Raw genomic sequence first — 19,525 nt, 5'->3', positions numbered from 1 at the left:
TGTTTCCACGGGCGTTCCGGTTCGCTTCAAAGCGGACAGGGCCGGGACACTGTGGACGTTCTGATCGCGCTTGAGTAGCTTGTGCGACCCCCAGGGTCACCTGGGAATACGCAGGGAGGCGGCTTTTATTTAGCCTTGCGTCCAATTACGAATTCGATCCAATCCAGTCCGGAGCAAAAGCTCCGCGTCCTCCCGATTTTCGGCTTCGACGTAGCACCGCATTTCCGGGGCATTTCCGGATGGACGCAAATGCAAGACACGCTTATCCGCGAGAGTGATACGAAGTCCGTCAACATCGCTAACCTTGCTTACCACCCCAATCGACCCGACGAAGGCGGCGATGTTAGTTTCCGCTGTACGAAGGTATGTCATGAGGCGAGTGCTGCTTTCGACGGAAAAATTTTCCAAGCGATCCGCCGCCGCTGCCGGCAATTGAAAGGAACTGCCAATCTCCGACAGTGGCTGCCCACTTGTACTAACAAGGGAAAGTGCCGCAAGGATGGGGAGAAAACTGTCGCGTGTAGGTAGTGCTGGCAGTTTAGTTCCGTTCGGGTCAAAGTCCGTGCCGGTCAACAAACCACCGTTTGCTTCGAAACCAACCACGCGCTCGTGACCCGACGCAACCAAATCGAGCATGGCAGCGATAACAAATGGCGATCCAACCTTGGTACGCACGACTTTAAAAGAACCTGCGGTCTCGATACCAGAGTTTGATGTGACCGGCGTGACGACTGCCTTCGCTTGCAGGAAGTTCGCCGTAATCAGGCCTAACAAATCACCGCGAAGGGGGTCTCCGTGGTCGTCAGCTACCAGTGGGCGGTCACCATCGCCATCTGCCGAGACGACCGCATCAAGCCGATGCTCTTTGGCCCAGAGCTTGAACTGTTGAGCAGTCTCGTTAGAGACCGCTTCAGTGTCGACAGGAATGAAACCTTCCGAACGTCCCAGGGTTACGACCGTCGCACAGTGATATGAGAGAATGTCAACCAAGAGATCGCGCGCGACTGTGCTGTGCTGATATACGCCCACCGTTAAGCCCTTTAGAGCATTAATCTCCATAAGCTTTCGATTGCGCGCCATGAAAAAGGCCTTGCATTCGGCCTCCCGGTGCTGCCGACGTGCAACAGCACCTTCAAGGACGTATCCGCGCTTCTCCAACTGCAAGGCGATGCGCGTTATCTCCCGCTCATCACCCTTGTCGATCTCACCGTCGGGTCGATAGAATTTTATTCCATTACGGTCGGCCGGAATGTGCGAGCCTGTGATCATCAAACAACCACTCTTACGCGCCTGAGCATACAGTGCCAGGGCAGGGGTGGGGACTGCGCCGCAATCGACTACGATGAAGCCGAGCGCGGCCAGTGCCGCCGCACAGACGGCGGCGATGGCCGGACTCGAGGCGCGAAAGTCGCGCCCTATGAGTATCTCGTCGCCAATTCTGGCCAGGCCGGATTCCAGCAGGAATGTCGCGAATGCCGTTGCATATAGGGCAGAGGCGGCTCCTGCCAATTCTGTCGCCAGGCCCCGTAATCCACTTGTTCCGAATTTCATACCAAATCCGACGTTGCTAACCGGGTTTTGAAGGTAACATGCTCAAACTTTGGCTCGTCCGGAATGCCCATCGACAGATCCCTCGGACGAGAACAAGAAGTACATTTGGTTACCGTAGACGCGTTCGGTTCTCGACGGTTACCCTTGTGAGGATTGACGCAGTCGGCGCCGGCGTGGGCAGCGCACCGTGACCTTCACGGCGACGAGGTTGGAGCGGATGGGGTCCGGGTCCGGCAGGGCTCCTCGCGGCTTGCTCACATGAGCGCTATCGCCATCGAGTGATTGTCTCAGTCTACGTTAGCTCTGGGTCCCGAAAACGCGTACAGGCCTGAGACGCAGCAGATCCTCTTATCTATCGCCGTTCGGTGTAGCTCCCGTTCAGAAATGCATGATAGACACTCTCGATGCCTTCCATGAGAGTGATCTTTGCTGCCCATCCCAAAGTGCGCAGCTTGTCGACGCTCATCAGCTTTCGCGGTGTACCGTCAGGTCTAGAGTGATCATGCGCGATCTCCCCGGTAAATCCGACTACACGGCAGATCATTCTAGTCAGCTCTAGGATCGTGATGTCCTGTCCGCAGCCGAGATTCACGTGATCATGGTCAGAGTAGTTCTTCAGAAGGAAGACTAATGCGTCGGCGCAGTCGTCGACGTGCATGAATTCCCGACGTGGTGTGCCCGTGCCCCAGATGGTGATTTGCTTATCACTTATGAGCTTAGCTTCATGCGCTTTCCGGATCAGCGCTGGGATGACGTGGCTTGACTGCAAGTCATAATTGTCGCCTGGCCCGTAGAGATTCGTCGGCATAGCGGAGATGTAGTCACGGCCATATTGCTGGCGATAGGCTTGAGCCATTTTGATGCCGGTGATCTTGGCGACGGCGTAGCATTCGTTGGTGCGCTCTAGTGGCCCGGTCAACAGCGCGCTTTCAGGAATGGGCTGTGGTGCCATCTTCGGATAGATGCAAGACGAGCCGAGGAAGAGGACGCGGTCGACGTTGTTTTCGTGGGCTGCCGCGAAGATGTTGGCCTCGATCATCAGATTGTCGTAAAGAAAGTCGACCGGATAGGTGGCGTTCGCGAGAATACCACCTACCTTTGCCGCCGCCATAACGATAGCGTCCGGTTTCATCACTGCCACGAAGTTTTCAACTTCGGTCTGTCGCTTGAGGTCTAGCTCTCCCCGAGGGGCGGCCACAACTTTGCAGTCTTCAGACGCGAGTCGGCGTACAACAGCGCTGCCCACCATACCTTTGTGGCCAGCGACCCACACGGTTTTTCCCTTCAGATCATACATTACGCTTCCTTCATTATTACCGATGTCTGCATGACCTTTAGGTCTTCCCGGACCATTTCCGCGGCAAGCTCGCGCACGGATGTCTCATGCACCCAACCGAGCTTCTCCTTCGCCTTGGTAGCGTCACCCAGGAGAAGATCGACTTCCGTGGGGCGGAAGTAGCGTGGGTCTACTTGGACTAGGCATCTGCCGGTCTCTACATCATAGCCCTTTTCGTCGACTCCCTGGCCACGCCATTCGATCTCGACGCCGACATCTTCGAAGACCCACTCGACGAATTGGCGGACAGGGGTCGTTTTACCCGTAGCCAGCACGTAATCATCCGGTTGATCCTGCTGCATCATCATCCACATACCTCGCACGTACTCACGTGCATGGCCCCAATCGCGTTGAGCATCGAGATTGCCGAGATAAAGCTTGTCCTGCTTGCCCAGGTAGATAGCAGCGGCAGCGCGTGTGATCTTGCGCGTCACAAAAGTTTCGCCACGAAGGGGGCTTTCGTGATTAAAAAGAATGCCGTTGGAAGCGTGCATACCATAGCCCTCGCGATAATTGACGACCATCCAGTAGGCGTAGAGCTTGGCGGCGGCGTAAGGGCTGCGCGGATAAAAGGGCGTCGTTTCGTTCTGCGGTACGGACTGCACGAGGCCGTATAGCTCTGAAGTCGAGGCTTGATAGAAGCGGGTCTTGTCCGTCAGACCGAGGAGGCGAATCGCCTCAAGAAGTCGCAATGTACCGATACCGTCCGCGTTCGCTGTGTACTCAGGTGTTTCGAACGACACCTGGACATGGCTCTGAGCAGCCAAGTTGTAAATTTCATCTGGCTGAGATTCCTGAACCACGCGGATGAGGTTAGTCGAATCAGTGAGATCACCGTAATGCAAGACTAGGCGCGGATCGGATTCGTGCGGGTCTTGGTAGAGGTCTTCGATACGACCCGTGTTGAAGGAAGAGGAACGTCGCTTAATCCCATGAACGACGTAGCCTTTTTTGAGAAGAAGACGGGCAAGATAGGCACCATCCTGTCCAGTTATGCCCGTAATAAGAGCAACTTTACTGCTATCACCCATTCTATTCCTGCTCTATTAAAGTTTAAAGTTTCGGCTTCGGCTCGCCACGCCGACACAATGTGCGGCCCGCCCCGTGCTCTATGGAGCACTTCGACAGATGCGGCGCGCGGCTCGTCATTGACAGTCCGCCAGCCGAGCACACCTGCTCTTGCTTGGAGTCACAGCAAAATAGAGTTGCGCCGCTAACCTGACGGATTCGTACATGCGGTCAGAGTGCCGCTCAGCTCACGCCGTGAGCGACTGTACTCCAAGCACCTTGCAGCTGATTTGCTCATCTATCAGCGAGTGAGGACGCCTTTCTTTCTTGCTTCAGCGTCTTCTAATGGGAATTGTTTGGATCAGTGAAATCGATTGTTTGGATAAAGTGCATCCACAGAATGGATGGTCTGACCGAGCAGCGAGAGCGCATCGCCGGCCCGGAGTCGGAGGCGCGAGCTTCCGTTCGGGGCGAGGACAAAGTTCGTGGCCCCGAGCCCTCACCACAGCATCCGGCACAGGTCGTGCAGAACTTTGGGAGCCGACTGCAGATTCTGTCGATCAGCTGGCTCTAGGCGCGTCGAGCCGTCGACCTCATCTCGCCCGGTACCGGTTGCTGTATGCTGCCTTGCACCTTGGCGTACGGCGTCGACGGAACGGTTTGCTTCGGCAGGCAGTGTCGCAGCGTTTCCCGGCTGTTTCGGCTCTATTGGCCGGGCCCGCGTCAGCCGAGCCCTTCATCATGGCATCCAACACATGGATGGCCGGCATCCACTCAATAGATTTTACATATGCCGCGGAGGCCCAGTAGAGAAGGCTGAACCGGAAGCGAGGGCATCGGCTTCAAGCTGTGCGAGCGTCACGGGATTAGTGGGCAGTGCTGAGTGAGCTCTTCTGCCCTATGGCCCGGCCTCTGCCAAGCGCCCGGCGTCAGGGTCTACGTGTCGACTAAGGATACCAAACCGGGCAACCTCCTCTCTGAACGAGATTTCCGAAAATGCATGTTAGTGGATTGGAAAAGCGCCGGTTCGTCGTCTCTCGGAGGCGTACGGGGTTCGGTGATTGTCTGTGGTCATTGGCGGCCGCTTGGCGCTACGCGCAGCGGTCGGGACGAACTCTAGCCATCGACTGGCGGGGGGCCTGCTACCTCGACCAACCCTTCACAAATGCGTTTCCGGTGTTCTTCCAGCCGATCAATGACATCGCTGGCGTGCCGGCTATTTCCGACGACCGGATCAACGACCTTTCCTTCCCTGGTCCATTCTTCCCAGAGTGGTGGAACAGGCCGGCGATCGAGTGCCTTTACCGGCCAGATGAGCAGATTTTCCAAGAGCGCGATGAGTTGGGCGAGCTCTTTCAGGCCGAACACGATGTCGAAGCGAACACAGTAGTGTGTGACGCTTGTCTGATGTGGCGGTGCGATGAGGATGCAGAGCGGCAGGTGTTCCAGAGTGTCAAGCCTCGGCCAGAAATTCAAGCCCGCATAGATGCCATTTATCAGGAATGTTTTGAGGGGCACAGCATCATCGGGATTCATGTTCGGCACGGTAACGGTGAAGACATCATGGAGCATGCGCCCTACTGGGCCGATCCGGAGCTCGCCGTTCGGCAAGTGTGCGCTGCAATTGGCAAGGCTAAGGCGTTACCGCACCCCAGGCCTGTGCGGCTGTTCTTATGCACGGACAGCGCGCGGATACTGGATCTTCTGTCGGCCAGGTTTCCCGATCTGCTCACTGTCCCGAAGCACTTCGGATCCAATCAAGGTGGCCCCTTACACACTGCAGCACTCGGGATTGACGGCGGAATTTCCGCCCTCGTTGAGATGTATCTTCTCGGGCGCTGCGATACCGTAATTCGGTTTCCCCCGACGAGCGCCTTTACACGATATGCACGCCTTTTCGCACCACGGGTAATTGAATTCGATCTGAAAGAGCCAAGTCGTTTGACTTTGATAGAAGGCAGCCAAGTCTCTGATCTCAGTTAAGACCCGCCACCTGCGCAATTCGGCAGACGCAACCAACAGGCATAATTGAATGCGCATTTCTCACCGACGCCAGTGGAGGCGTCGTACATTACCGATAGCGTCATCATCTGACGCCGCCTGCAACGCGCCAGAACTTCGCTGTTACGCGGGGGCCGCAGACAAGCCAGAGCGACGGCGATCGTGACGCTGCTCGAAAGAACGCGGGCGATCACTCCAGAGACGAAATTGAGGTTGGTTATGAAAGTGATTCCCGTGATCATCAGCGGCGGAGCCGGATCGCGGCTATGGCCCGCCTCAAGGCAATCGCACCCCAAACCTTTCCTCAAAGTAGCGGATGGATATTCTCTCATTCAGCACACTGTGCTGCGCGCCGCTTCGATAGAAGGTGTCGTGGAACTCGTCGCTGTGACATCCGGGGAACACCTCTTCCTGACCAAGGACGAATTTGACGAGCTGGATTCCGTGGTCCTGCCACGCACCTTTCTGCTCGAGCCCGAAGGCCGGGATACGGCCGCCGCCGTGGCTGCAGCCGCGATCCATGCGAGGGCAACGCAAGGCCCTGACGCGATCCTGTGCGTCTTCCCGGCCGATCACCTGATTAGCAACCTGCCTGCGTTTCTAGACGCCATGGGCCTGGCCATGGAACATGCGAAGCTCGGGCGGATCGCCACATTGGGCATCACCCCAACCAGACCGGACACAGCATTCGGCTACATCGAAGCAGATGGTGAGAACGTCGTCCGTTTCGTTGAAAAACCGGATCTGGATACAGCCAAAGCCTATGTCGCGTCTCAACGCTTCTTCTGGAACGCCGGCATCTTCTGCTTCAGTGCGCAAACGATGCTCGACGAGATGGTTTTGCATTGTCCCGAGGTGCTCCAGGCCGTCGCCGACAGCTACGAGAACGGCCGCGCCAGTCAATGCCAAGGCTTTGCCAAAATCGAACTCACGCCTGAGCATTTCGGTTCCGCGCCGCGAATCTCGCTCGACCACGCTGTCATGGAGAAGACTAACAGACTTGCCGTGATTCCCTGCGACATGGATTGGAACGACATCGGATCTTGGAACGCAATGGCCGATTTGATCGCCCCCGACGAAAGCGGGAACAGGATACGCGGCGATGTGCACATGGTCGACACGACCGGCACCTATGTGAGCTCCGACAAGCGCGTCATCGGCACGGTGGGCGTAAGCGATCTGGTGATCGTGGATTCCCCGGACGCTTTGCTTGTCACATCCCGCGACCGCGTTCAGGACGTTAAGAAGCTCTTCGAGGGCCTCAAGGCTTCGGGACATGAAGCTCATCTGGTCCATAGCACGGTACACCGGCCCTGGGGTTCCTATACGGTTCTGGAGGAAGGCGAGCGCTTCAAGATCAAACGCATCGAGGTGAAGCCCGGTCGCCAGTTGAGCCTGCAGATGCACTATCATCGCTCGGAGCACTGGGTCGTGGTCAGCGGCTCCGCCAAGATCGTCAATGGCGAGCAGGAGTTGTTCCTGAGGACAAACGAATCTACTTACATCCCCTGCGGCCATAAGCATCGGCTCGAGAACCCAGGCAGAATTGACCTGGTGATCATTGAAGTGCAGAGCGGCGATTATCTCGCCGAGGATGATATCGTTCGCTTCGACGACGAATATGGTCGAACGTAGATAACAGTACAAAAAACGTTAAACGGCGAGCCGTCGCTCAAGGATCTCTGTCGTGGGTTCTGGGCCTCACATTGACAAGCAGCGGGCCGAGCGTGTCACAGTATCCGCCCCGCACTCTCATCAGGCACTCGATCGTGGTCGAAAACATCGGTGAGCGCTTGACAGCGCGCCGTCCGCGGTAACGAAGACTTCAGATCTTTTTAGGCGGACCCGTTGCTCAGCTGTTCAACGGCACAGCCGTATTTCAGCCTGTAGGCGGAAATGAAATCCTCATCGCTGCAGATGCAGCGGCCGCTGGAATCTTTGGCTTTCGGATCATGGAGGTGAGAACCAAGGGGGCGCAGTAGATTCACGCGAGTGCTGGTTGTCGGACTATCGGAAAACCCGCACTATGCTTGACCAGCTCTGCGGCAAGCATGATCCCGGCAAGCACTGATTGAGGAACCACGGTTCGAACGAGACGACTTCCATCGCTAAGCTGGAACACCAGACCGCCGCAGATAGCCTGCTGATAAAAGGAACGGAGGGGCTGGCCAACAAACGCGGCGAGCGGCTCAGACGGCACAGCCATCGCCGTAGCCACCCGAGCTACGAACTCATTGGGGACTCCGGTATTGGTCTGCAGGAGCGTTTTTACCTCATCGTGTGCTTCCGGCATTCCGAGTTCCTCCGCGACCGGTTGGTGTTCGTCCTTGGGTTTCTCGGTCGGCATTTACATGCAGCAAAGGCAAGCCTGGCCGTCATCGAAACCATGCCGCGAGATGCCTGGATCTTGCTAATATGTTGCGCGCCGGGGCGACTGGGTATTCGACCGAGTGGGTGTGGCGCTTGACACCGCCGCCGACCGTCTAGCTAGCTGTCCAAGGTGCTCTGCCCCGATGGATCGCGAACGCCTGGACTCAAAAGTGGTGGAACGTCTGGGAGTTGCCTCCCGAATTCAGTATATCCTTTGGAGATAAACGGGGCGCTTAGTCAAGTGACAACACTATTATCCTGGGTTTCGGTCGATTCGAGAGGGCCGAGCAGCATTTACATTGTGGGAGATAGCCGGATCACATGGGGCTCAGAATCTCACCGGTGGGACAGCGGCCGCAAGGTATTTGCGTCCCGGTCGGCGGAAGTGTTCGGCTATTGCGGCGACGTTCTGTACCCAACCTTAGTGCTCGGTCAACTCGGAGATTTAGCCGGGCAAAGCCTGCTTTGGGACCAACAGGCAACCGCTGAAATGCGGCACGACAAGATTGTTGAGTATCTGAAACGGTCATTTGAACGGCGGCATAATGCTCCAGATTACGACTTCATCATCTTGCACGGTGCACGAGATGGTGAGGGGCTAAGAGGGTCGTTTTACCTTTGGAAAACCAGTTATCAAGCTGGGCGGCGGACCTGGACGGACCAGAAGATCGAAGTTGGCGTTCCATTGAAAAGCGCCGTGTTGGTTAAACTTGGAAGCGGCGACCACGCGCTGGATCGCGAAATCAACGCTTGGAACGCGAGCCCACAGGGCGGCACCGCCCGGTCGATTTTTTCATCGTTTTGTGACGCGTTGGAGAAGAAAAGCGATCCACTTTCTGGCGGCGTGCCGCAGATCGTGTCGCTTAATCGGCGCGGCGGTGGCAGGGTGATTGGGTTCATTGCCGACGGCGCGCACTACGTCTATGGCGTTCCAATCCAACCGCTTCCGGAGTTGAGCAAGATAGAGTGGGTAGACTCTCTCTTTCAAAGGATGTCTCCGGAAACAATGACACTGCTGCCGAACGCCCAACGACACGCCCGTGTTGAGAAGGGAGAGAAAGACGGTTTAGCTAAATTTATCGGCAAATCGTTTGGCAAGACGGGCTCTTAGCTGCTCCAATATTGCCCTTAGCGTCATACCTGTGGATGCACGGCCACTGGCATTCAAAATAGGCGCCCTTGCAGCGCCTGCGCCCCGGCTCAGCTTGCCGATAGACCATTCTAGGCGGAAGTAGGAGATGCATCTGGCAACCCTGCGTTGCCCACCTCTTTCACGACGGGCCACGGCCGACCTGAGGAGATATCCGGATGGCGGGGACCAGCATCAATCCCACCTTCCTCATCACGCTCGGCGTCAATCTGCACCAGATAGTCGGCAGCGAATTTGGCCGTTTCGGGATCAGAAGACTGGGTCAGACCGTACAGTCCTTTACGGAGTTCGGACAGATCGCGTGGGATGAGAGAGTAAGACGACGAACCGTTGCCAGTCGGCTGGTGGAAATACAGAATCTTGGAGCGCGTATTCCAGCCAAATTGACCGATGACATGGCGTCCGGTCTTGTCTTGTGCAAGCTTCAGGACGGTGGCGTGATCTGCTCCAGCGAGAAGGATGCCCGCGAGCAGCGCCTTCTGTCGCTCATCATTTACCGCGTCATATCGCGCCGGTAAGTTCTCCCGCGCCTCTGGCGAGAGCGTCAGAAACAATTCGTCGGGGTAGTCAAAGCGTGTACCGCGCTCGATCGGTCCATTGCCGTATTTCCCGGCCGCCATTTCCAGTAGGAAGTCCAGCGTTGCCTGCCCCGGATTCTTGAGCGCAAGAAACAGCTCGTATTGGTCAGTCAACTTCGGGTAGCGGTATACGAGCCCACGCAAAAGTTCGATCCGAAGACCTTCTTCCAGATGTCGCACACTGTTCAACAGATCCCGGATACGCCATTCGCCGAACTGGAATTTTGCGGCCATCGCATCGAGTCCGTCAAACAACGCGAACGGCTGATCCGAGACCGGTAGCAGTTCCAGCCAGTCAAACAATGTGTATAGGTCATTGTCCTGTATCCATTTACGATCGCCGTGCTCGGCCATCGCATCCGACAGCCCCTTCATGATGATGCCAGCGGGCACGACAAGACCGCCGACCGTCATGCGTTGCGCAAGTTCTAGCCGCAGCCGGTGTGGTAACTCGGCCTGCAGGAAGTCGATCAGGAATGCCGTGCGGTTGCCATGCGGAAGCAGCACGGCGCAGCCGGCAAATCGCGCCGCACGTCCAAGTTCTTTCATGGATCCGGCCTTACCCCAGGTCTCTGCGACCTTGAAAAGCAGATCCGCTGTGTCGCAGCTCTGGGTGCGGTCCCTTGACCGATTTGCGACGGCACGGGCGAAGTCGGGCCATTGGCTGAACTTGCGATCTTTGTCGTCAGGCGCTGGTTCGTTTCGCTGCTGCCAGATGACTTGGAGCCCGACAGCCGCTTCCGGACCGAAGTCCGCGTCGAGAAGATAACGCTTCAGCACCGCTTCGGCCTCGTCGTTGCCGATAGTTGTCAGCATGATGCGGTACTCGTGAACGTGAGACCATCGCATTTCGTTCAAGGCATTCTCGTTGGACCTGTTGACCGCATACGCCGCCCTTGCCGCGGCAAGACCCGCGAGGTCTGCTTCGACCATCCTGTTCAATATGGGTACCTGACAAGCATCAGGAACGCGGCGCATCGCCCACGTGAGTTGGGCCATGTGATGCCGTGAAGCTGACTTGCCGAGGAGCTGCTGCCCCCATCCTTCTATAAGTTTGACGGCAGCTGGTCTGCTGGCAGGGGGCATCTGCAAGTGTTCGATATCCCCTCCGCGACCGTGCCGGCTGAGAACATCGGCGAGGTCGTTGATTTCATCTGAAGTTAGCCCTTCTGCGAACTCCTGCAAGACGTCGATCAGCACGCTTGCGCGCGTGCTTTCCAGCTTGTCTGCAAGCTTGTGGGAGGGTCCGTAGGCAGCCTCTGTCCGCTCGCCGTCCGCTCGCAACTTGCGTCTGGTATCAAGGTAGCGAACGGTCAATTCCCGAACGGTACGCTCCCCGGCTAGAAAACACGCCACGCTTGCTCGATCGCTCTTGTCGTCCTGCAACGTCAGCGTGGCTACAGGGTCGTCGTCGGTGGGCTCGGCGCCTTCCAAATACTGCAGCGGCTGATAGGGTAGGTCGAGACCATTCTCCACTCGCCACCTGAGCGCCACGGCGACGTGGCGCGGAAAGCGGTTCCAGGCTTCGTGCGTGATGTGATGTCCGCGGTCCTTGAACGAGAATGCGAGATCTTTCAGTTCGCGCTCAACCGTCACCGCTGCTTCTTCGTCCGAAAGGGAGTCGAGGGCCCTCGCCAAACGGACCTCTGGCGATGCATCGGCTGTAACTAGGGCTTTTCGCCTTTCCAAGAGGTCAGCCAGTAGTTCTGGATCCCGAACCCCGTCGAATTGGTTCTTTCGTGCGACTGCTTGCGCCAACTCGTCACCAGAGGCTCGCAGAAGCTCCTCCATTTGCCGCGTGGCGACACGGAAAGAGAGGCCTTCAAAGATGCGAAGCCGGATTTCCAGATTGTGTTCATTCAGCGCCAATGCGAGGACCGCATCGAGGGCGTCCCGATCGCCATGAAACGCCAATTCGGTGGCTAATGTCTCGCGTGCCTGATCAGGCAGTCCCGCGAAGTCCCGCGCGAGACGATCTCCGAGGACGAACGGATTGAAGCGACGCACGATCCTCATCGCGCTCATCTGCTTCTGACCGTTGTCGCCGGAAACGAAAGGCCACACGATATCCGCAAACTCGGGCCTTTTAGTCTCGATCATGAAACCGACCGCGCGGTCTAACCGGCCTTGCGTATGCCAGGCACGCCCGAACCTTACGACCCTGTCTCCAATGATCTGCCAAACAGTCGGCCCCGATCGCGCGACAACATGCGCGGCGAAGATTGGGTCGATACCCAGCAACAAATCCACAACCTTCGCAACAACCTGGGCACCCGCCTCGTCTTTCCGCGACATTCGCTCGCATGCAAAAAGGACCACCTCGGTCCAGCTGCGGTCGTTGAGCGCAACTGTCGTAAGCGGATGCTCTAGGCTGAGGTCATCCCCTGCCATTACGAGCCCCGCCTCCAGGTCAAGGGATGCAAACCACTCCTGTAGCGCGTGGTGCTGTAACGAGTAGAGCTGGCTGTCATGCCTGATCAGCAAATGACTGCCCACAAGGACGTCGAGGACGTGAGGCGGGTTTGGTGCGGTGGAAATCTGCCCGTCAGACAGGAGGTTTTCGCTTGCGCTCGATACTGCCGAACGCGCATCGCGATCGTGAATTGTCGGCGTACCCGACAGTTGGGCGGTCGCCGCGATGGTCGTGAGGTAGGTATGCTGGGCGTCATGCAGTTCCCGGTGAAATAGCTCCTTGTTGGCGGGAATGGCCTCGTGGGCTTCGACCATGCGGCGAAGTACTTCTTCCTTCGTCTCGGGTAGCTTTCCCGAGGTGGTCGCTTCCATCAAGGCGTGCAGATATAGAGGTATCGTTACGAGGTCGCGCAGACCGACGGTACGCCAAGCGGCATCGAGCACGCTGACGCCGTCCTGCCCCCTCATGCCCTTCGCGACTTCGCGTTGCTGCTCGTCCGACAGGGGGAGGACAGAGATACGGCGCCCTGCAAGCGGGACGTCCACGGCGGTCCGGCGACTGCTCATAACCACGTTCAGCAGCGGGAACAGTGTTTCAAGTTCTTCTATCTCCTTGATGAGACGGCGGCGTGCTGTGTCGGGGACTTCGTTCCAGCCGTCCAGGATCAGGGCGAGCTCGCCATGGTCTGCCAAGAACTTGAGGTGCGCACTGGAGAGCGCCTCGTAAACTCTCCGTCGGGATGCCCAGTCAAAGAGGTCTCTACCGGATTCGGCCCATGCGCCAAGAGGCACGAACACTGGCACGGGACCTGCCTCGATCATCTTGCGGGCGATCTGGATGAGGGTCGTGGTCTTGCCGGTGCCGGGGGCCGACAGCAGGACGATATGCTGCGCCGTAGCGAGAACCTGAGCGAAGTGGCCTTGGTCTAGGTTGCGGACGTCTTGAACATCCTCGACGTCCTCCACCCCGAGTTCAAGTTCCACGGAATGCCTTGGCCAGCTCCGTCGCCGCTCATAGGTTTCAATATCCGCCAGCGACGCCGCGCGTACCTGCGCCTTTACAGTCGCAAGATCGGCATCGTGCGGCAGACCGAGCCGTGAAATGTATGGCGCCAACTGCTGGATAAGTTCGTCCGAGAGTTGGGCGATGATCGCTGGACCCTTGCCACTGGCAAGTTGCTGGAACGCGCGCTCTTCGGCCTCCTGCTTCCACTTCTCCAGTTTCTCGACCGTGAACTCCTTGGCGTTGTGGTCAATGAGGTGGGCATGGTCGGCGCAGAGCCAGATTCCGTTATCCGCACTCGCGCGTTCGGTCGGGTTCTGACTGGAATCGTAGCGGGGCCCTCCGGGTGACGCGGCTTTGATGTGGGCGGCCACGCCTATGTTGTTCGCACCTTCTTCGCCTTTGCGTGGCCCGGCGGTCAGCCGCTGGCACTTTGGGTTGGAACACAGGTAGCCGACACGCTGGGCGAGCTGGATCTTGACGATGGGCTTGAAGTCGTCGCGCCGGCGTGCTGCGGCGGCAGGCCTGATGCCGTCTATCGGCGAAGCGGTCTCGGGCGTCATAGGCGTGTGGGGCATGTGACGAGGATACTGGAAAAAGCGGTCGCCGCGAAATGCTCGGTATAATAAGGCGCCTGCATAGGCGCGGGGAGGGAAGGTTGCTCAGCGGCCGACCTCTGAGAGCAGTTCACAAGGAATGGGGTTACCTCGCGTGGTGATCCTTCAAGGGGTTTCAGTGGCATACTTGGATTGCTTTTCGATCTTCAACGACGTGCAGTCCCGCAGAGCTGCCACGGCTACAACAACTGTGATGGTCGCCTCGACGGGCTATTCCAAGAGGTTGTTGCATTCGGGTTAGCCGGCCAAGGGACCAAAACGCTTTCGGCCACCAATAAGTCAGCTCCGCGTCGTGGGCGACGCACTTGAGTGGCCAAACGGCAGCTATTCGCTGGCTTCTTTCGATAGCGGACCGTCGGCAGTCGGCCCCAAAGCTGCCAGGCGGGAACGCGCCGCATAGCGGACGAAGTGATTAGAGGTACATTCGGCTAAAAGCAGTCATTCGTCGATGTCCGCCTACCCAAATCGCACACAGAAGGAATGTCAAGGACGCGCCATTTGTACATGTATTGGCTCGCGGTGGCTTCAGGACGGGGGTGGAGATCACCGAAAATGCCGGGGGAGTTCTCACCCGTCTTTGCGCGTTGCGAGCCTGACCACCCGTCGAAATTGGAATCGCAAATTGGTTTGGCGCGAACCCCATTATTTCTGGCGGAAGGCGGAGTGGAACGACACAACCAGCGGACCCAGAATGTAGTCGAGTGCCGTCCGTTCCTCGGTAACGATCATGACTGACGCTGGCATGCCCGGATAAAGCGCAATCTGTGGGGCTGCTGACAATTCCACCGGATCGACCGCGACGTCTGCAAGATAGTAGGGAAACCCAGTTTTACTGTCAGTGATGCGATCCGCCGAAATGCGGGTGATGCGTCCATTAATTATGGGTATCGAGCGCTGCTCGTATGATGTGAAACGAACTTCGGCTGCCATGTCGGGGCGCACGTTTGATATGTCCTCGACGCGAACCTGCGCCTGGACGATCAACGAATTCTCAGTCGGCACGATATCGAGGATCCTCTGGCCCGGCGCGACGATCGCTCCGATCGAGAAGACGCTCAGATCCATCACCTGGCCGTCATAGGGTGCGCGGACTTCGGCTCGGTCCATGGCAGCCTTGGCGGCAAACATCTTGGGTACGAGGTCGGCAAGGCTCGATTGCGTATCGATCAGCATGGCCGACAGCTTGGCTCGGCGATCATAGGTCAATTGCGCGATCTGGCCCTTGAGTTCGGCTTTGCTCTGTTGGCTGCCGGCTATGGCGCCGAGGTTCTCGTCGATCAGGCCCTGCAGATTCGAGGCCGATCTTTCCAATTCCAGAATGCGCGGGCGCGTCGTCAATCCAGCCTTGAGCAGCTTTGACAGGCTGGCCTTCTCGTCAATCGTCGATTGCATCTGGGCCTGGTAGGATTGGACCCGAGCCTGCTTGCCCTGGATCTGCTCCTCGAGCTCGGCAATCCGCCGCTCGAGGATCTGCCTGGCGCCGGCCATCGAGGCGCGCTGGCTTTCCAGGTCGGCGATCTGGTTTGCCATCGCATCCCTAAGGTAGGCCTCGTGCTCCTTGAGGATGTCCTTCGGGAAGGCAACAGCCTCGCTGCCGTCCAGTTCGGCCCGAATCCTGGCATCGGTTGCACGCAAAAGCGCGTATTGCTGGGCATAGAGATTGAACTCGGACCGGATTCTGGTGTCGTCCAGCTTCAGCATGATGTCGCCCTTCCTGACGACGTCGCCATCCTTGACGCGGATCTCCTTCACCGTACCGCCGTCGAAATGCTGTACGCTCTTTCGATTGCCTTCCACCTTGACGATGGCGTCGGCGAGCACGGCGCCGTTCAGCGGGGCAAAGGCTGCCCAGCCGCCGAAAATGCCGAAAAAGGCCACTATGATCAGCAGGCCGATATAGGCTGGCACCCGGATCGAATCCGGGGCTAGGATGCCGGCCTCGCCGGGCAGGCTCCTGTAGGTGAGGGCGCCGTCGCTCATGGACCTCTCCGGCTACAGCTCATTGTGTTGCCACCGCCATTGGAGCCGCGCGCTGGTTGAGCAGCGCCACGATCTCGTTTCTCATGCCGAAGGCCTCGACGGCGCCATCGCGTAACAGAAGGATCTTATCGACGTTCGCCAGGGTCGAGGGACGGTGCGAGACGACGATCACCGTGCTGCCGCGGCGCTTGAGCTCGATCGCGCACTCGCTCAGCGCGCGGTCACCATCGGCGTCGAGATTGGAACTCGGCTCGTCGAGAATGATCAGGTTCGGTGTGCCGAACACCGCCCGTGCAAGAGCAATCCGTTGCCGATATCCTCCTGACAGGACTGCGCCACCTTCGCCGATCTGGGTCTCATAACCCTGCGGCAGGCGGATGATCATCTCGTGCACTCCGGCGAGCCGTGCTGCCTCGATCACCTCCTGGTCGACATTGGTCTTGAAGCGGCCGATGTTGGCGGCGACCGTATCGGAGAAGAGTTCGATATCCTGCGGCAGGTATCCGATGTGGTCGCCGAGCGCGTCACGCCCCCAATGCGACAGATCAGCGCCGTCCAGCCTGACGGTGCCGCGGCTGGGTTGCATGACGCCCGCGAGATGACGCGCCAGCGTTGACTTGCCGGCGCCGGAAGGGCCGACAATTCCCAGCGCGTCGCCTGCCTCCAGCCTAAACGATACGTCCCGCAGAAGCACCTTCTGCTGGCTGGGAATGGCAAAGCTGACCTGCTCGACCGAAATCTTGCCGGTGGGCTTGGGCAGGTTGAACCATCTTTCGCTCTGTGCACCGCCGTCGATCAGTTTGTGAACCCTCGCCAGCGCCGCCCGCGCCAGGATCAGGCTGCGCCAGAGGCCGACGATCTGTTCGACGGGCTGCAGTCCTCTGCCCAGCAATATGCTAGCCGCGAACATCGAGCCGGCTGTGGTCTGCCGTTCGATCACCAGATAGGCGCCGAGGCCGAGGATCAGCGACTGCATCGTCAAGCGAAGGAACTTGATCGTTCCCGACATCAAGGCGGCGCGGTCGCTGGCTTGCGTCTGGCGCCGAAGCGCCAGGCTGCGGTCGCGTCCCCAGCGGCGGATGAGGCCGTCGATCATGCCCATGGCGCGAATGACTTCCGAGTTCCTCAGGCTCATTTCGGTGAAATTGTAGTTGGCCGTCGCCAGGTCGTTGGCCTGTTTCAGCGGCGCGCGCACCAGATATTCGTTGAGCACCGCCATGGCGACGAGCAGCAGCGACGAGCCGAGCGCAAAGAGGCCGAGCCAGGGGTGCAGCAGGAAGATGATGGCGATGTAGATGGGCGACCATGGCAGGTCGAACAGCGCATTGATGCCCATACCGGTGATGACTTGCCGGAACGTGTCGAAGTCACGCACCGGCTGGCTCTGCGAGGAGCCCGACTGCGAGGTCTCGACCGACGCGGCCACGATCCTTGCCGACAGCAACCGGTCGAGACGTACGCTGGCGCGCGTCAGGATTGTGGCGCGCATGAGATCAAGGCCGGCCAGCGCAAGGAACGCAGCCAGCAACGCGATGGTCAGCATCACCAGCGTGGTCTGGCTACCGCTGGTCACCACCCGGTCGTAGATCTGCAGCATATAGAGCGGCGAGGCGAGATAGAGCAGGTTGATCGCCAGGCTGAAGCCCGCCGCGATCAGGAAATAATGACGGCACGCCATAAGGGCGTCCTTCACGATCCGCGATTTTCTGTCGAGACTCAAATACCCAGCGGAGAACCGCCCCCCTGTCCACCTGTATGCCGATACTACTCCCGATCCTTCAGCCGGCCACGCAGCCCGTCGATATTCCTGTCGTAAACCTTAACGCGTAGGCCGAAGTTCCAATCGGCGAGCAAAGAGGTGAGCCGCGACGCGACTCACCTCTTGGTTTCAAAGCACGAAGTCGCTCGCCGTCAGTCCAAGCCCGGTACCGGTCAGCGTGATCTGGAAATCGGCGCCTGTGTTGCCGGTTACGTCGGCACGAACGATCGTGTTGCCGCCGCTTTCCGACCAGGTGACGCTGTTGGCGACGGTGCCCGCATTCGGTCCGCCGAACAGGAAAGCCTGATCGCCGGCGGCTCCGCTGGCATCGATCGAGGACAGGTCGATCTTGTCGACCCCATGCACGAAGTCGGTGATGGTGTCATTTGCAGCGGTTGCCGGTGAATCCGAAACGGCTGAGCCATAGTAGAAAGTGTCGGCGCCGGTACCGCCTGTAAGGATGTCGGTGCCTGCGCCGCCGACGAGTGTGTCGTTGTTTCCGCCACCCAAGAGCGTATCGTTGCCGGTACCACCGACAACGAGGTCGTTGCCGGCACCGCCGTTGATTGTGCTGTCGTCGCCGCCATTTCCAAAGAGGAGATCGTTACCGTTCCCTCCGGTTAGAGCTTGACCCGCCGAAGTGGAGGCGATTACGTCATCGGTGCCGGGGCCCGACAGGCCCGTTTCCAGTCTGTACGCCGCTGAGCTGAGCGCATAGCCGTAGACTGTGCCACCGTTTGTGAATTGTATGCTCTCGATAGCGCTGCTTCCTACATATTGATTGGTGACCGTGATCTCCGTAGTTCCAACATTGATGACGAGGTCGTTGGCCACCCTCTCGAAGTTAAGCGTTCCGATTGGCGTGCTGTTCAGCGGCGCGCTTGTTACAATTTCAATGCTGTCGCCGCCGCTCCCGGCATCAGAGATGACGTCGTTGCCGTCTGCCAGTCCGAACCGGTAGATGTCGTTGCCGCTGCCGCCGAGCAGCACATCGTCGCCAGCACCGCCGATGAGCGTCGCTCCAGCGTTCGCACTGATAATGATGTTGTCGGCCGCGGTTCCGTCGAGCGTGCCAACAAGGTCCTGAGTGACAGTCACCAGTGCCGGCGTGCCTGCGGATGTTCCATCGGTGGCTGTGTAAGTGAATGTCCCTCCGGCGGGCGCGGCATCGGTGAAGGTCACGGTGCCGTTTGCACCAATACCAGCCGTGTGGGAGACAGTGCCTCCCGTTGAGGAGCCCGCGCTTGAGACATCGATTGCCGAAGCGGGGTCGTTTGCGAGAAGTGCCCATTCGGGGATGTTGATGGCGCTTCCCAATACCAGGTTGGTGATGACGTTGTCGCCAAGGGCCGCCGGACCGTCGGCGGTGCCGAGGATGTTGACGGTCACCGTGGTGGTGGTGCCGTCGGCGCTGGTGACGGTGAAGGTGTCGGTATAGGTGGTGCCGTCGACGAACTCATTATGGGCGGAGTCGGCCGTGTAGGTCCAGGCGCCGGCGCTGTCGATGTCGAAGCTGCCGTAGGTCCCGGCGGTTCCCGCCTGGGCGATGAAGGTCTCGGCACTGTCGACGTCGGAGATGGTGAGCGTGCCGGAGGTGCTGATCGCCGCCGCGGTGTCGCCTTCGGTCAGGTCGCGGACATCCGCCGAGAGCACCGCCGCATCGTTGGTGCCGAGGATGTTGACGGTCACCGTGGTGGTGGTGCCGTCGGCGCTGGTGACGGTGAAGGTGTCGGTATAGGTGGTGCCGTCGACGAACTCAT

At 58.7% G+C, this 19,525-nt stretch carries 11 protein-coding genes; 3 read left to right on the top strand and 8 right to left on the bottom strand.

The window, feature by feature from the left end; all coding sequences use genetic code 11:
* Positions 1-129: 129 nt before the first annotated feature.
* The 3 genes from NKJ11_RS27730 to gmd all read right to left on the bottom strand — a co-directional run bounded on the left by NKJ11_RS27730 (position 130) and on the right by gmd (position 3,918).
* On the bottom strand, positions 130-1,551 hold the full coding sequence (locus NKJ11_RS27730; protein WP_352794755.1) for a phosphomannomutase: 1,422 nt from the start codon (positions 1,549-1,551) through the stop codon (positions 130-132).
* Between the two features lie 352 nt (positions 1,552-1,903).
* Positions 1,904-2,848 (bottom strand): GDP-L-fucose synthase, encoded by a 945-nt coding sequence (gene fcl / locus NKJ11_RS27725; RefSeq protein ID WP_352565673.1) that lies wholly within the window; start codon positions 2,846-2,848, stop codon positions 1,904-1,906.
* Positions 2,848-3,918: a GDP-mannose 4,6-dehydratase gene (gene gmd / locus NKJ11_RS27720; RefSeq protein WP_352794754.1), complete on the bottom strand. Its 1,071-nt coding sequence runs from the start codon at positions 3,916-3,918 to the stop codon at positions 2,848-2,850. Before gmd ends, fcl begins: the two co-directional genes overlap by 1 nt.
* A 973-nt stretch (positions 3,919-4,891) precedes the next feature.
* Here gmd and NKJ11_RS27715 point away from each other — a divergent pair.
* On the top strand, positions 4,892-5,878 hold the full coding sequence (locus NKJ11_RS27715; protein ID WP_352794753.1) for a nodulation protein NodZ: 987 nt from the start codon (positions 4,892-4,894) through the stop codon (positions 5,876-5,878).
* Positions 5,879-6,115: 237 nt separating this feature from the next.
* Complete coding sequence (locus NKJ11_RS27710; protein WP_352794786.1) at positions 6,116-7,531, top strand: mannose-1-phosphate guanylyltransferase/mannose-6-phosphate isomerase; 1,416 nt, start codon at positions 6,116-6,118, stop codon at positions 7,529-7,531.
* A 349-nt stretch (positions 7,532-7,880) separates the two neighbouring features.
* Here NKJ11_RS27710 and NKJ11_RS27705 read toward each other — a convergent pair whose 3' ends face one another.
* A complete protein-coding gene (locus tag NKJ11_RS27705) occupies positions 7,881-8,189 on the bottom strand; it encodes a hypothetical protein (protein ID WP_352794752.1) in 309 nt (102 codons plus the stop codon).
* Between the two features lie 462 nt (positions 8,190-8,651).
* Here NKJ11_RS27705 and NKJ11_RS27700 point away from each other — a divergent pair, with 462 nt between their 5' ends.
* Entirely contained in the window at positions 8,652-9,377 is a 726-nt protein-coding gene (locus NKJ11_RS27700; RefSeq protein WP_352794751.1) for a hypothetical protein, read from the top strand.
* A 110-nt stretch (positions 9,378-9,487) separates the two neighbouring features.
* Here NKJ11_RS27700 and NKJ11_RS27695 read toward each other — a convergent pair whose 3' ends face one another.
* The 4 genes from NKJ11_RS27695 to NKJ11_RS27680 form a co-directional block, all read right to left on the bottom strand.
* Positions 9,488-13,972 carry an NACHT domain-containing protein gene (locus tag NKJ11_RS27695; RefSeq protein ID WP_352794750.1) on the bottom strand — a complete coding sequence of 1,495 codons (4,485 nt, stop codon included), beginning with the start codon at positions 13,970-13,972 and terminating at the stop codon, positions 9,488-9,490.
* A gap of 696 nt (positions 13,973-14,668) precedes the next feature.
* Positions 14,669-16,006: an HlyD family type I secretion periplasmic adaptor subunit gene (locus NKJ11_RS27690; RefSeq protein ID WP_352794749.1), complete on the bottom strand. Its 1,338-nt coding sequence runs from the start codon at positions 16,004-16,006 to the stop codon at positions 14,669-14,671.
* 19 nt (positions 16,007-16,025) lie between these two features.
* The gene (locus NKJ11_RS27685) at positions 16,026-17,684 is read right to left on the bottom strand and encodes a type I secretion system permease/ATPase (protein WP_352794785.1); all 1,659 of its coding nucleotides are present in this window, start codon (positions 17,682-17,684) and stop codon (positions 16,026-16,028) included.
* A gap of 210 nt (positions 17,685-17,894) precedes the next feature.
* Positions 17,895-19,525 (bottom strand): VCBS domain-containing protein (locus NKJ11_RS27680; RefSeq protein ID WP_352794748.1); only part of this gene is annotated, 1,631 nt, incomplete at its 5' end.

Origin of the sequence: Mesorhizobium sp. M0243 (assembly GCF_040321775.1) — a bacterium.
Classification (GTDB): Bacteria; Pseudomonadota; Alphaproteobacteria; order Rhizobiales; family Rhizobiaceae; genus Mesorhizobium.
Note: the sequence above shows the minus strand (reverse complement) of the source record. Positions and strands in the feature narration are given on the sequence as shown.

Excerpts from the sequence above, each read along its gene's own strand:
- NKJ11_RS27730 (WP_352794755.1), bottom strand. The coding sequence starts at position 1,551 with ATGAAATTCGGAACAAGTGGATTACGGGGCCTGGCGACAGAATTGGCA.
- fcl (WP_352565673.1), bottom strand. The coding sequence starts at position 2,848 with ATGTATGATCTGAAGGGAAAAACCGTGTGGGTCGCTGGCCACAAAGGT.
- gmd (WP_352794754.1), bottom strand. The coding sequence starts at position 3,918 with ATGGGTGATAGCAGTAAAGTTGCTCTTATTACGGGCATAACTGGACAG.
- NKJ11_RS27715 (WP_352794753.1), top strand. The coding sequence starts at position 4,892 with ATGCATGTTAGTGGATTGGAAAAGCGCCGGTTCGTCGTCTCTCGGAGG.
- NKJ11_RS27710 (WP_352794786.1), top strand. The coding sequence starts at position 6,116 with ATGAAAGTGATTCCCGTGATCATCAGCGGCGGAGCCGGATCGCGGCTA.
- NKJ11_RS27705 (WP_352794752.1), bottom strand. The coding sequence starts at position 8,189 with ATGCCGGAAGCACACGATGAGGTAAAAACGCTCCTGCAGACCAATACC.
- NKJ11_RS27695 (WP_352794750.1), bottom strand. The coding sequence starts at position 13,972 with ATGACGCCCGAGACCGCTTCGCCGATAGACGGCATCAGGCCTGCCGCC.
- NKJ11_RS27690 (WP_352794749.1), bottom strand. The coding sequence starts at position 16,006 with ATGAGCGACGGCGCCCTCACCTACAGGAGCCTGCCCGGCGAGGCCGGC.
- NKJ11_RS27685 (WP_352794785.1), bottom strand. The coding sequence starts at position 17,684 with ATGGCGTGCCGTCATTATTTCCTGATCGCGGCGGGCTTCAGCCTGGCG.